The 13,806-nt window shown below is 36.4% G+C and carries 11 protein-coding genes and 1 pseudogene; 2 read left to right on the plus strand and 10 right to left on the minus strand.

Going from position 1 to position 13,806, the window contains the following annotated elements:
* From DYY65_RS12180 to DYY65_RS05450, 6 genes and pseudogenes are all read right to left on the minus strand, one after another.
* Positions 1–415 (minus strand): annotated as a pseudogene (locus DYY65_RS12180) (polysaccharide deacetylase family protein); the annotation flags it as partial.
* A gap of 222 nt (positions 416–637) precedes the next feature.
* Positions 638–1,945, minus strand: coding sequence for an alpha/beta hydrolase family protein (locus DYY65_RS05430; RefSeq protein ID WP_201449354.1), 1,308 nt, complete (start codon positions 1,943–1,945; stop codon positions 638–640).
* Positions 1,946–2,186: 241 nt separating this feature from the next.
* A complete protein-coding gene (locus DYY65_RS05435; RefSeq protein ID WP_162476966.1) occupies positions 2,187–2,810 on the minus strand; it encodes a hypothetical protein in 624 nt (207 codons plus the stop codon).
* 137 nt (positions 2,811–2,947) lie between these two features.
* On the minus strand, positions 2,948–3,937 hold the full coding sequence (locus tag DYY65_RS05440) for a hypothetical protein (RefSeq protein ID WP_162476967.1): 990 nt from the start codon (positions 3,935–3,937) through the stop codon (positions 2,948–2,950).
* Between the two features lie 1,133 nt (positions 3,938–5,070).
* Positions 5,071–6,429 (minus strand): metallophosphoesterase family protein, encoded by a 1,359-nt coding sequence (locus tag DYY65_RS05445; protein WP_162476968.1) that lies wholly within the window; start codon positions 6,427–6,429, stop codon positions 5,071–5,073.
* A 335-nt stretch (positions 6,430–6,764) separates the two neighbouring features.
* Positions 6,765–8,246: a M3 family metallopeptidase gene (locus DYY65_RS05450; RefSeq protein ID WP_162476969.1), complete on the minus strand. Its 1,482-nt coding sequence runs from the start codon at positions 8,244–8,246 to the stop codon at positions 6,765–6,767.
* A 452-nt stretch (positions 8,247–8,698) separates the two neighbouring features.
* Here DYY65_RS05450 and DYY65_RS05455 point away from each other — a divergent pair, with 452 nt between their 5' ends.
* The gene (locus DYY65_RS05455) at positions 8,699–8,905 is read left to right on the plus strand and encodes a hypothetical protein (protein WP_162476970.1); all 207 of its coding nucleotides are present in this window, start codon (positions 8,699–8,701) and stop codon (positions 8,903–8,905) included.
* 342 nt (positions 8,906–9,247) lie between these two features.
* Here the strand turns inward: DYY65_RS05455 and DYY65_RS05460 are convergent, their stop codons facing one another.
* Complete coding sequence (locus DYY65_RS05460; protein ID WP_162476971.1) at positions 9,248–9,847, minus strand: 3-keto-disaccharide hydrolase; 600 nt, start codon at positions 9,845–9,847, stop codon at positions 9,248–9,250.
* A gap of 418 nt (positions 9,848–10,265) precedes the next feature.
* Entirely contained in the window at positions 10,266–10,886 is a 621-nt protein-coding gene (locus DYY65_RS05465; protein ID WP_162476972.1) for a hypothetical protein, read from the minus strand.
* On the opposite strand from DYY65_RS05465, the gene DYY65_RS05470 reads away from it, so the two are divergent.
* Positions 10,880–11,077: a hypothetical protein gene (locus tag DYY65_RS05470; protein WP_162476973.1), complete on the plus strand. Its 198-nt coding sequence runs from the start codon at positions 10,880–10,882 to the stop codon at positions 11,075–11,077. The genes DYY65_RS05465 and DYY65_RS05470 overlap by 7 nt on opposite strands.
* On the opposite strand, the gene DYY65_RS05475 is transcribed toward DYY65_RS05470, so the two are convergent.
* Together DYY65_RS05475 and DYY65_RS05480 are read right to left on the minus strand one after the other, a co-directional pair.
* Entirely contained in the window at positions 11,070–12,008 is a 939-nt protein-coding gene (locus tag DYY65_RS05475) for a cache domain-containing protein (RefSeq protein ID WP_162476974.1), read from the minus strand. The genes DYY65_RS05470 and DYY65_RS05475 overlap by 8 nt on opposite strands.
* Before the next feature lie 887 nt (positions 12,009–12,895).
* On the minus strand, positions 12,896–13,093 hold the full coding sequence (locus DYY65_RS05480; protein ID WP_162476975.1) for a hypothetical protein: 198 nt from the start codon (positions 13,091–13,093) through the stop codon (positions 12,896–12,898).
* Positions 13,094–13,806 lie beyond the last annotated feature (713 nt).

A 13,806-nucleotide genomic window follows, 5' to 3' on the forward strand; every position in this document is an offset into this window, starting at 1 on the left:
ACACTATAAAGAAGCTAGCTTTAAATCCATATCTATCCAATATTGGTTTGGCGTATATCAGTTGGCTTTTATATCCATCATCGAAATTTATCATTACTACTTTATTGGAACTACTATTGGCTAAATTGTTGCCCTGATTTTGGTTAAAGATCGAAGTCGAATACGCTGAGGTGCCGGTAGATTGGTTATGACTTCGATCTGACGTACCAATACCACTGCTGGTATGGCTAGTACCACCAATGCCACCGGTCCTAACCTCAACTGATGGGATATTTGCTGATTTGTGATTATTTTGTGGGGATGATAGATTTAAAGCTGCATCAAGGGGAGTACCAGAGATTAGCGTAATTGCCAAAATAGTGGTAACAAAAATGACAAACAAAATTGTGCTTACCCGTTTCTCAAGATTTGACAATATATACGTATAATTGCAATGAGTATAAATAATGATCAGTACAATAGTCTAATAATGGTTGTTAATAGATATATTTATTAGGGAAATTCTGGTCGCTAACAATGTAACTTATACATGATTATTGTAGTATAATTACATACAGTATATACATGTTTTACCCACTATGATTTGCGCAAACAGTCGCGGAAAGGCTACGAAATCAGGGACAAAACAAATTATCAGTTAGTGGGAGTTAGAATCTATATTTGTATTGGAAGTCATATTTGCCGCCGCTTGACTGGCAGCAGTAGTGGCAAGGGAATGTGAAAGACCTGAATGAGCCTCAAGCCATGCGTAAATATCTGCTAAAACGTATCGTTGGATGGGTCCAACCCCGGTCAACCATTGAGATGAAGGATAGAATAGATGTCCTAGATTGGGATAAGTTATCAATGTATGGTCAGGATGGTTTACATCAGTTAGCCTTTGTTGCAAGATAAACGCTTGTTGAATTGGAGTCTGAGTATCATTTTCTCCATTGAGTATCAGGATACCTGTAGATTTGGAGACATTACCAATGATACTTAAAGTTGGAATCAAACTAAAATGGGATCTGATCAATACAGGGCATCCATCAATGTTGTTGCATTTGGATAGATTCAAAGCTGTTAGGTTTTCATATACCTTTATCAGAAAAGGCCTAAGCTGTTTATCAATACTTATGTAACCAGGTTTGTTTGTAGTATTATTTGCAAACTCCTTTTCTAGAGAGACCTTGGTGTCATGAGTACGCAAAAAAGTATGCAAAACAGAAGGCGGCACCAATGTATTTATCATTACTGAATACCTAAATGGGTTCTCTGATATTTGCTGTATTGATATCAATCCAGTGTGATTCTTATCCAACACTTGTGTAGCATACTTTAAGGGTAGGTATACATATTGATAGCGCACCGGAACTCTAAGATTCTGTGCTACCATGCCCATCAGTATAATGTTTTTTACTTTGGTCGAATTATCTATTGCAACCCTGGGAGCAATAATCGTGCCTTCGCTATGACCAATTAAGTTTATCCTCTTAGAATCTACTTCGGGCTGCTGCATTAGAACATTCAAAGCTTTCTTACTGTCTTCAATTAGGTCATTTATTGTAGTATTTCCCCATACGTTCTGGTTAATCGTTGAATTTGCACCAATACCTCTTTTATCATATCGAAGTACCGCAAATCCTCTTTCTGATAGGTATTGAGCTATCTGAAAATACGGCTTAAGTGGTTTAGGACCATTCTTGTGTACAAATCCTACTGTTCCATTCTTATCACCAGCACCAGAGCCACCAATAATAAGAACACCAGGAAATGGTCCTTTGCCAACAGCAGGATAAGTTAGTTGAGCATTTGTCTTTAATCCATTACCTAAGTCTATTACCAAATTTCTATATTTTATTATTTGTACGTATGATTGAGCTAATACTTGGTTTTGTTGTTCGAATATAGTAAAAGATAAACAGGATAATGTGAGTATAGCTATCAATAATAATCCCAGGGACATATTCAAACTTCTTGTTTTGACCAAATAGTATACTATTAAGCTGACACTTGTATTTGTATTTGAGGTTTCAAAGCATGCTTGTTGATGTGTTGAATTAGACCTATGCCTGAGAAGTGGATTACATACATTAGTGCCTACGTTCGACCTAGAGGCTAATGGAACACAGTGGTATTGATTCTTTGGATTTTAGTCATTACTGATGAAGCATTATATATTATCTGTTGGCTTGTTGATATATTATTCATATATGCAACCGTGCTATGTACGTTGACCATGTTGGCTTCTCGTGATATTCGCCAGCTACCCAAATAGCTGACTCATCAGAGGGATCTGAAGATGCTGCAGAATAATCCCCATATCTATCAGATAATTCGTTTGTTCTTCCGAGCTTGAGAATTTGAGGTTCTTCTATCGAATTAGGCAGATCACTTGACAAATGTTTTGATATCAATAAACTTGGATTTTGAGAATTAGAAGAATACCCAAAGATAGCACCAAGATTTCCTGCTTTGTCCATAGATAGGGCAGGATAATACAATGAAGAACCAAAAGCCCCTACATCAAAATCTTGCATAATATTGGAAGTACTTGTATTAAGTTCGATAAACCGGATGCATGATCTGCTCTTTGTATCATTTTTAACATAACATCCATCGTTAAAAGCTATCCATAACATGCTTCGGTACCAGATGGCGCTTTGCACACGTGAGTCTCCTGTTCCAACCTCTGGTTGTACCTGATGCGATGTAACAGAAGGGTAAGCTACCGCTGGTTGAATACCATCTGGCGGTACGTGGCTTGTCTGAATGTTAGCAGCTACAAGTCTAATATGCAAATCAGATAATAAACCGTCAACAAAGAACACCTGAAGGCCATTATGACCAAAATCACCTACAGTAGTTATTAAGAGAGCGGTTGTAGGACTAAGTGCTTGTACAGCATGTAACGAAAAGTAATTTATATTTGATTCAGATTGTCTGAATTCTACAGCTTTGGATCCTGTTAGTATCTGAGTTTTGTTGGCAATAGTAAATTGTACACCTCTAATTCTGGAGGGTGGTTGTCAGAGTACCAGTTGCAATTATCAGCCCAGTTATTAGCAGTGATCACAATTTTATCTTTACTAACTCCAATAAAAGGCTGATCGGAACAATTGTCAGGCTGGAATCCAAAAGGAAAATTGTATATTTCCCATATACCAGTTGGATCTCCTGTATGGGAAACAGCTACTCGAATGCTATGCTCAGTAGTATCTGAAATTGAGGCAAACCACCTTCCAGACTGGCTATCATATGTTAGAATAGGATCACTCATACCACTGTCTATGTTAGAAGACAAGGTCCCAATTTTATTAGGATTGAAGAACTGTTCAAGACTAAATTCTTTCACAATAGATCCGCTTTTTGTATAAATAGTTCCTTCTAAATTGACCATTTCTATTACATAAGTAGGTCCAGCTGCAAGATGTACATCCGGTGGGACACAGCAATTCTGCTCTAGTCCTTTAAACTGTACAATGAACGGAGAGGATGAAGAGGACCTAGCATGATTGAATCTGCTTTCGTTAAAAATTCCGGCAGTTGATGAGGAGGAGGAGGGAACATGGATTTGCAAAACCTTAGTGGCAGGCCGTAATGCTTCTGATGCATTCTTTGCGGCTTTATAAGCTACATAATCCTCGGTTAGAAAACATGCAGTTGAACCAGAGAACACAAATGGTTTGAATTTGTGTCCTTGTAAACTGTTTACGTTTACATTGCCCACCAGAGAAACTATACCCGTAGTATTATTCAATTTAAAATCTACGTCAGACTTTGAAGTAGAGAAGGACGAGCTACTGAGATGATCTTGTGGAGAACTTGAATTCTGAAATATGGAAGCATAACCTCTTGCTAGGGTAGTGGCCTCAAAGTTTCCAACAGATATGAACAAAGTGATTACTGTTATAACGAGGACAAGAACTGATTCAGTAAGCAGATAAGACTGTTTCATTAATTTACTAATTCATCATTATATGTTATCTCTTTTATTAACAATGAGAAATATTTTGTTTTTCGATGATGTCTCGTATAACTTCTATTTGTACAAACAACACATAATTAGTACAGGTTTTCAATTGTCCGATTCTATTTTTAGGTATGAAATGTGCAGAGTGCGAACGCACACCTTTGGATTGCAGGGATTTTGGATTTCAGTATGCATCAAGAAAGTATGCTGTCTTCCTAGAAAAGAATATACAGTAAATAGATTCCTCAGTAATGTTATAAATATCTATGCAACCGCTTTAGCAATAGAAGTTTTGTATATATGCGCAGAGAGGGCTTTTGGGTTTTTACATTGGAACGTTATTCTATATGTAACTTCCTTTATGTCTGAATATTTTTTGTATAATTTGTGAAAAATTATCGTTTTCAATCCTATCACTTACATAGGGTTTTATTCGCATATCCAGTAAGCAAGCAGCCAATCTGAGAACCAAACTGATACCCCGCAGCAGTCCAATTCACACTCCCTATTTGTCTATGTCTTGTTTGATTACCTAATCAATCCATATAGCCTTTTGGGGAAAATGGATAGTTCTGTGCTGTCTGGTTCTGATTAGTTTGTTTATGTGTGTGTAGGGATTGCATTTGAGGTCCAACGTTAGATAAGTGCCATTTGGACAATCCAATTCCATCTTTGCATGTGCTATCTGTGTTACAGTCACTACCAACAACAACGGCAACACTAACCATTGTAAGGATATTTACTCTATATCCTCAGCTAATCAATAAACTGCGTTATGAGGAGCCCCTTACCTTCAATTTGATTCTGAGTCTGAGTGAGTCTGAGAGTTTGCTGTTGGGGGTTTGAATAACACTTGTTGCTATTACAAGCAGCAGTGGGATTGAATTAGTACTTTATTCGTATATGACCTATTTCCTGATTCACCAATTTCTGTTCTCATTTGGTGAGAAATTTGAGGTCTACTCTTGAAATAGTGTGTCCATATATTATTTCTTCTGCATACAGTGTGTCGCCAGTATGTTATTCAAGTTTTCTTGAATATCTTAGCTTGAAGATTTTTTATAAATGAGTGAGCAATCATAATTCTGGGCAAATGCCCGGCTTATACATTCACCAGTCTACAATAGGAGAGCTTTCTTTTTGAGGCGAACTAATTTGTTTCTTTGTGGTACAGAGCGTAGAGCGGGTGTGCTTGTGGTCAATGTCCTTTCTTGTAAATCAACTGTGCATACATCCATCGGAGATTTAGAATCCAAACCTGAGGAAACATCATGGAATTCAATGCTCATAACTTTTGTTGTAACGACAACTCGAAGATAGCCATAGTCGGCGAAATATCGTTCAAAGGTAATATCTCCGTCAGTAATTGGGGTCCTAATAGGAACATTTCCATTATCTGATCTAATGGGTAAAGCATTGTGGCCTCCACTACCGGCAACAATAAATGGGAGCTGCTGTTTACCCATCACACGAGTAAATCTTTGATAATTGTGAGCATGTCCAGAGAGAACGACATGGGGAGCAAAATTTCCAGCATATTTGATAGCATCATCAATATCCTGTAACATTCCGGAGCTGCCAAAATGGATCACGCCAGCAGTATATGGAGGATGGTGAACTGCAAGAATAACTGCTCCCTTATAGTTCTCATTATGAAGTCGTTTAAGTTCTGACTTGAGAAAGTCCTTCTGTTTATCTTCTATATTATATTTTCCTCCTTCGCTAGAGATAATACCTGGATCTTCTAGCGTATTACTGTATAAGCCAATTATAGTTACTAAGGGCGCTGTTAAAGTAAAATACACTCCTGGTTGAGTCATTGTTGTTCTCGCCAACCCACCTGCCTCAGGTGAATGCCTTGTTTGATCGTCACAAAAATGCTTCCAAAATGCTGCAAGAGATGCTTCTTGATCATCCTCATAAATAAGCCCATCATGGTTTCCCGGTATGGCAAAAATGGGTGCGTTGTAATTTCTAAACGGTTCATAAAATTGGTCATAATAATATTCATTTTCGCCAAAATTGTATATCACATCACCAAGATGAAACAAAAATGATGGAGTATCGGCTGGATCTGGTTCATTAAAATCTTCAGCCATTTTTTCAGTTACTGCAGCCTCATGTTCCAATCCCGCAGTTGAAAACTTCGCCCCAGTGTCTCCTACCGAATGAAAGACAATACGCCCAACATTCTCAATTTCACTTACTAAATCTTCTCCTATAATATCTTGAAGATTAATTTGTGGAGGACTAACTCTTGGATCAGGAATTCTCTGCACTAACGTTTTGAAGCCAGGCTGTTTGTAACGAAATTCATCTGAATTTGGGTCTTTGAAATTGACTTCACCTGGAACATATTTAGGCTCTCCGAAATAGTACTTCTCACCTGTGGTAGAATTTGAAGCCAAAGCTTTTCCTTTCGAAACTTGTTTTTTAACATGTGATTTAGACCTATGTAAAAAACTACTGTGTGTCATTTTATATGAACCTCGACAGTAATTAGAAGCATATTAATATTATACTTTATTATAACTTAAAATTGATTGTTTAGAACACAAGAACTACAAAGAAATTGCAAAACTTATGAGTGACTGTAAACACTGGGGTTGTAATAGACTCAATAATACTTGTGTAGGATGTGGCATAATCATATGTCCATCTTGTTTGAAGGAACCCAAGCGTTGCAGCTGTGAAAATAGGGATACTTGCTGCGCATAGCTTCAAATAAGGATAATTTTCTGGCTGGCGGCGTTGACAGTTGCAATGAGCAAAGTAAAGAAGGGGATCTGATTCTTAATACTTTTTAGGTTCACTATGTTATTTCTCGTAAAAAGACATTGCTATCTAGATTTGAAAATATGGATAAGTCTATTTTTGCTCCCGGTTTCATTATTTCTCTAAGATCTTTTCCTGCTTCTTTTTCTCTCCACCATTCCTCTCCAAATATGTTTTTCATATAGTTATCTAGTTCAGTCGCTCTTACAGCTGCAAGCAGATAGCTTGGTACGTACATTATTGATTGAGGAAGAATATGGTGTAATAACCAATACTCTCCAGGTACCTCAAATCCGATATATTCTTTAATTAGCCTAGAGTAAAGTTCACATGCTTGATCTATTGACAAGTTATTCATCCAATATTCTATCTTCATTAACGAATTTGCTGCATAAAACGTAACAAAAAATAATTCCATAAAATGGGTTCTTGATATTAGTTTATCAATTATGTTTTGATCTTTAGTTGCAAGAAGCAGTGACTGTATAAATTTTGTGTTTTTTGTTAACCTTTCTAAAAGAGTAGAAAAGATTTCTGCTATACCCATTGGAATCCTATATTTATCCCAATAATCGTTTCCTGCATCTACAGAACTGGCATGCATAGCATGTCCGGTTTCATGAAAACAAGCCTGAAGGTCAAAATATGGACTTTCCTTCTTATAGAGAATTCGTATATCATTAGGTATCTTTACAAAGAAGCATATAGGTGATGGATATTTGTCCTTTCTATCTTCGGTATCAAAATGAATCCTAGACAAATCGAATTCCATACTTCTAAGTACATTTTTGACTTCTCCAAGTGGCTCTATTGCTAAAAAATTACTATCTATATCCGAATATACTTTGTTCCTAAAATAATAAAAATCGTCATAATATTCCGGCTCTTTACCTAGAATTGTCTTGCCAATATCTGCTAATGCATCTTTGAACGGTTTCTTTGCTTTTTGGCCTATTGATTTTATGAATTCAACTAGTTTTTCATATGATATGTTTTCATGTTCCAAATAAGCAGAAAGTGGGTCTAGTTTAATGCTATTGTTTGTTTCTTTTTCATTTGTTCTGTCTATGTTTTCTTCCTCGTAGACCTGCTTTATCGTCGAAAATCTATTTTCTATGATTGGTGCTATGTATTTGGATTTTACAATAAACTCATCAAATACCTCTTTTCGATTTTTATGTTCTTTTTCAAGGCTATTGAATTGTCGCCAAGTACTCCAATTGACTGGAGAACTTCTGAACATATGCCTTGAGGAAGTAATCTTTGTGTTTCTCTCATTATGTAATTCTAGTTCTAGTTTCTTGGTTTTAGAATAGGCAATGTCTTCTATTGCACTAATAAGAGGAGGTCTTGGACGAGAAAAGAAATTAATAAAGATTTTTGAGTTAGTTATTTTCATAAATGCAAGCTGTTCTATTAGTTTCTCATTATAATTAAGGCCAGCATATTGCTTATATTCTTCGTCTGTTTCTGAAATGTAGATAAGTTCGTCTAATTCACACCAATGTTTTAGATTCATTGTTAATAATTTTGTGTATGTGGCTCTTTGCTTTATTAATTCATCTTTGCCACATTAAAGCGTTGTTGTAAGATATTCAAAGGGCTTTGTTGTTGAGGTAACTATGTTAAGTCATAACGTTAATCAAGTTCTTATATTCTGTAGTCGAATAATATGTCAGGAAGTGAAAAATAAGATTGATTAATGATATTTAGAGATATTAATTTCATTATTTAGCCAGTCACAGTTAATGACCAGAAACATTTATCCACCTTATTCCTTCTAATTTATGCTCATTATTGTTATATTTGGTTTCCAATCCTATATAGCATTGAGGTTGGTTAGGCTAACAATCCTCTGAAGCCTTCGCTGCTTTCACTGCTTTCACCAATAACAGGATAGGATTGCAGAGAGGAGACAGGCATAGATGGCAATGTCCTGACCAGGCATGCTAGTACCGTGCGACATCACCATTGTTTAGTGTAACTTATCCAATCCATAACATCTTTGGTTCTCCTGCGGGTCAGACCCAAGGAATAAGTGATGGGTATTGGGTTTTCTTGCAGCTTCTTTCTTCTGAAAAACATGAATTGCACTTTAATGGATTGACTCCCGGAAATCCAACTAAGGGAACAACAAATTTCGCAATTGATGTGACAGATCATCTGATTGTGCGTTAAAATTCCTTCTTCTTGGTGTGGATTAATAGATTTGGTCCCATGTCTGCTTCAGTGATCTTACTAGAGTACATTCTTCCGTAGTAGAAAATCTTTTAAACATGGGTATCAAATTTCTCTTGTAATGGATAATAACCATAGATCAAAGCTTAAAATCAAAATATCTATAATACTTGTTACTTGCATTCTTGCAATGTCAGTTTCCTCGCTTTACAACTCAGTACAGATTTTTATACAGAATTACATACTCCTTGGAACACCAGAATGAGAGTGCAGTGGCTGACAACACGTAAATGTAGATACTTGTATGTGCTCAATATGTGAATCTGATATTGTACATGCGTACTATTCTGAAAGATGCTTCATCCTGATTTTTCGGAATGATACGTGAGATTCTGAATCATGATTCTGAATCCCAATATATCCTCTCCTCAGCCTAGTACCAGAAAATTTTGGAATCACCGTTATTTCATTAAGTATAACGGTATAGTTCTGACCTAATGCATGGATCTCAAAGGTATTCCACTCTCCTACTTGTTTTGAAGCTAAAGTGGAAGGGGGAACAATATCATAAATGGCACCTGTCTTATGTTCTCCTTTCCCTTCGGGCAATGCCAAGTCATCTATTTGAATCTCGTATCCTGTTTTGACAGCAATCCAAGGGTCATTGTCTGGATCAGAAAATCTAATGAATACCCCTGAGTTATCGTTTTTGCGTTTAACCTTCCAGTCAATTTTGAGAATAAAGTCACCAAACATTTTTTTAGTATACCAAAGCAATCCCATCCCGCCTTCTGATTCTAATGCCCTTTCGTGTTCAATGACCCTAAATCTTCCAGGTCCAGCTATTGTCCAGCCTTCCTGGTCTATTCCATTGAACAGATTTACGAAGCCATCTTCGCTAACGATATTGTTACGACTCACGTATCTGGTAACTTTAAGCAAAATAAGAACGAATGCTATATACCAGATGTTGATCTTTCTGATTGTCGTTTACTGTGTTATATCAATGTATTATGCAGACATAGTCTAACAAAAAGCTGCAAGAACAACTAATGAAGATGATTCAGAAGAGCCAGCTTAGTTAGTTGGGTCTATTTTTTATAGGTCAAAGATTTACATTCAGTGGACCTTAAGGCATTAGCTGGTCCTTAGCCAGTATACTTTAGAACTTAAGTATCAGACCTAGTCTGAAACTTGGTTATAAAGAAAAGGAAGCTGAAAATACATCAAATAGAAAGCTTATCAGTCGTTTAGTCGACAACTGTGCATGAAGAGAAGATAAGAGAAAAGAAAAAAATACAATAGGTAAAAAGCTACTCTGAGGCTTGCACTATGGCTTACCTCCTGTTGTTATATCAAGCTATTCTATTACTGTATCTTCATCTGCAGATTTTGACGTCTGTTCAAACGTTCTTGCAGTGTTTGCTCCCATCTTATTGAGTTCTTTTGTCTCATTTTTTCTATGTTGAATTGCTGTACTGAATGCTTCCATAGTTGTGATCATTGTACTGTTTGCTAACATAGTTGCAGTTATCATATTGTCCGCAAAATTATTAACTGTCCTAGCATATAGTTCAGCCAATCTTTGTGTAGATGTCCAGTTCCAAAATGTATTGTATGTGTTTTCTAAATACGGGGCCCATATAGACTGAAATGAGTTTATATTCTCCTTCTGAGAGTCCAAGTAACTATCTGTAATTTCTTTTGTTGTTTGCAGATGTTGCTCCTGATGATCACTTATCGCTTGCACATTCCTGGGAATCTCCTGCCTTGAATTCTCAATAGTTCTATTAATATTCTCTTTAGTTTCATCTAACGCTTTTTCAGTTGAATGATAGTGATCTTGAGAGGTGATATTCGCATGAGTTTGTGTAGATCTAGATCTGTTATACATCACATTATTATCGTCCTCAGCTACAACAGGCGTAACTTTTTCTTTTTCTGTCCCTGTTCCTTTCCCTGTCTCTTTTTTTATTGACATTATCTGATAGTGAACATTATACTATAAAGAAGTTCCCTGACCCTGACTTCAGTGCATTCTACTCCTACTTTCTTGGCGAATTTGAAGGCCAGCAAGATTGTTCCGTTGATGGAGGGAACGGTGGCTCTGATAATAGTGATAATTCCAGCGGCAACGGTAACGAAGGGAATGGAGGTTCTATATCTATCTAGCTTTTTGCATTAATAAAACTGCCCAGGTATTTTGAAATACTTTTACTGGATGATAAGTAACAAACGCCTTTGAGGATGTAGTACCGTTGACAAATACCTCTTCCATATTTGAGCCTGATTTGCCATTAATTGCATTTTTGAAGCTCTGAAGATTACTAAAAGATTCAGCTTTATTGCTGTTATTTACGTTTGAATCAGCTATTTTCTGTCCATTATGACCTACATAGACTGCGCGTTCACCTGCTGGTAGATTAAGCGATTGAAGCTCTGTATTGAGGACATGAAAATCAATAGCACCAGCCCATATACCGATAAGAGTAGAATTATCTTTTCCAAAATATATAGGAACTGCAATTACAGCTTGTCTATGACCAGAGGATACAGATGTAACCACATTCCCTAAATATGTACTATGTGTTTTAATTGCGCCTTGGAAATAGTCACGGTAAGCAAGGTTATTTGTTGTTAAATTCTCCTGCCTTGAATAAGGTTCTTCGAGGTATACATTTCCGTTAGGCATTAGAAAAAAGATTATTTGAAAATCTTTATAATTAGAAAGTATATCTTGTGCTATTTGTCTTTTCTTTAAGTCTGCATCTTTTGGTATCCCATGTAATATTGTTAATGTTTGATTCAGCAAATGAGCAAAAGATGTATTATTTACTTGTAGCAATTTACTTGTTATTTTCAGTACGGAGCCTGCTTCTTGTAGATGATTTCGCAAGTTGTTTGCTAATAGCTTTGTGATTATCATTGAATATTGGGTGTTATTTGCTTGCAGATTCTGAGCATTGCTGCTGTTAATATTATTGATGGGCATAAGAGCCTTATTAGCTATTGCTGTCATGGTATCCATAGATAATGAAGAAAGAATGACCAAAACAAAGGCTGCTATCACAATGCTCAGGTTGGTATATGCTCTATGACTCATAGCTCTTTGGCCTTCTAACCACGATGTGCGTATAAAGACTTTCTGACAGCTATTGAACTTTTGCAGGTAGAGAAGAGATTGAGAATAAGAGTTTTTCATCATTGAATCATTGGAGCTATCTTTTCTGGAGAAAAAACCGATTACTAAATCATTAGTAATTAACAGAATAGGGCCCCCCCTGACATATATTCTGCAACATTTCAAACATGTAAAAATTCATCATTTTAGTGGGCCGATTTTTATCCATTTCTGGATGTAAGAATTAAAATTACATGTACCAATTCCTCTAGCACTACCTAAGCTGGCCCCATTTAGAAATCTATAGAAACTTGAGGAGGACGAAAATATAAGGAAGGCTAACAGCTATTAAGGACCAATCCTTAATCTAATCATATAACAGAAGAATGAAAGCGATACTTGTATGCAAATAAGAAAAATGGATATAGAATATTTCACGGTCATACTAGTCAAGATAAAGTCTTAAAATCAAGCTATACATTAGCTTTAATTCTTATCTCTATTTCCCAACATGTGGCTCATTGTACCTTTGCGCCCCAACAATGTCTCTTCTTAAAACGATGAAAATAATAGATTTTATCAAATATACCTATACATCACTTTGTTGGTCAGGCCAGATAACGCCGTTCCCAAATTCCACTTCCTCTGTCAGGATTGTACTACTTTAGCAGCCGTGGTAATATTCCAAGCGGCCGAACTCTGCAAGATTCAGTAATGAGCTACTTTAGCTGGTTAGCCACACCTAGGTATTTTGGATACTTGAAGCTTAGCCCGTCTACGTTAGAATCGTGAATCAGTTGTATCCTAGATACATCCTGACAAAAAAAATGAGGAAGGGTTTTAGACGAGCATGTCCGACTTATTCAATATTATACTAGTTCTGCTATGCGTTTTCTCGGAACCTTGACCCCACAAGGACCGGGGTCTCCTTTTTTACAAGCATAAGCATGTGACATGCCGATACCTTCAGTTATCACTGTCAGAGCTATTACTACTGATGCACTTACCATTGCCGCTGCCATTATTGCGATTGCCAATATTGTCATAGTTTCTCTTTTATAGGTCAAATTTATATAAAATACCATCATGGTCATATTTAAGTATATATTCACATAATTAGGCAAAATCTGTCTGATTATACTTGTGGGACAAAGTGGGACAAAAGGAATGTTTAATACTATAGCTCTTCTAAGGTTACATCTTTTTTATTAGATCATTCTTAAATTGTCCAGCTCCATTGCTCGCAGAACGCTCGCCTTCCGGAACATGCTCACCTGCAGAGAATGCATATTAACGGCCCTCGGATAATATTCGATGTGATTAAGATAGCCATTTTCGGAGTTGCGTTAATTGCCTTGACTCACACGGTTCCAAATCCTATTAAGTAAGTTAGCTCATGCGAAAGATTCGATTTTTATAATAATAATAGAAAAATAATAATAGAAAAATAATAGTTTACACCCAATTCAAATGAAAACTCATATTGAGCATCCACAGCCACCAGGGAATTAATCAGTTAAATATGACTGATGAGTATGATCGGAATAGACTACTTTTCTGTAATGACGTTGGCATCTGAAATTATGAGATAACATGTTTCCGTACACTATAAAAACTGGTTTCTTGGATTGGCTTATTTCCATTAGTTCATCAATTATGAGGTTCTTTAAAATTTATGTGTGTGTTCTCAAAGGAATAGTACACGAAGATTTTCGTTTTCGTTCTAATCCTAATTCTGAATAAGACCCCTTTGTCGTTTGTCCTGCCATCAGAAATAATT

Origin of the sequence: Nitrososphaera sp. AFS (assembly GCF_009898475.1) — an archaeon.
Taxonomy (GTDB): domain Archaea; phylum Thermoproteota; class Nitrososphaeria; order Nitrososphaerales; family Nitrososphaeraceae; genus Nitrosopolaris.

What these genes read in the sequence shown, in the direction of transcription:
- DYY65_RS05440 (WP_162476967.1), bottom strand. Translation starts at nt 3,937, where the DNA reads ATGAAACAGTCTTATCTGCTTACTGAATCAGTTCTTGTCCTCGTTATA.
- DYY65_RS05430 (WP_201449354.1), bottom strand. Translation starts at nt 1,945, where the DNA reads ATGTCCCTGGGATTATTATTGATAGCTATACTCACATTATCCTGTTTA.
- DYY65_RS05465 (WP_162476972.1), bottom strand. Translation starts at nt 10,886, where the DNA reads ATGTCAATAAAAAAAGAGACAGGGAAAGGAACAGGGACAGAAAAAGAA.
- DYY65_RS05475 (WP_162476974.1), bottom strand. Translation starts at nt 12,008, where the DNA reads ATGAGTCATAGAGCATATACCAACCTGAGCATTGTGATAGCAGCCTTT.
- DYY65_RS05450 (WP_162476969.1), bottom strand. Translation starts at nt 8,246, where the DNA reads ATGAATCTAAAACATTGGTGTGAATTAGACGAACTTATCTACATTTCA.
- DYY65_RS05445 (WP_162476968.1), bottom strand. Translation starts at nt 6,429, where the DNA reads ATGACACACAGTAGTTTTTTACATAGGTCTAAATCACATGTTAAAAAA.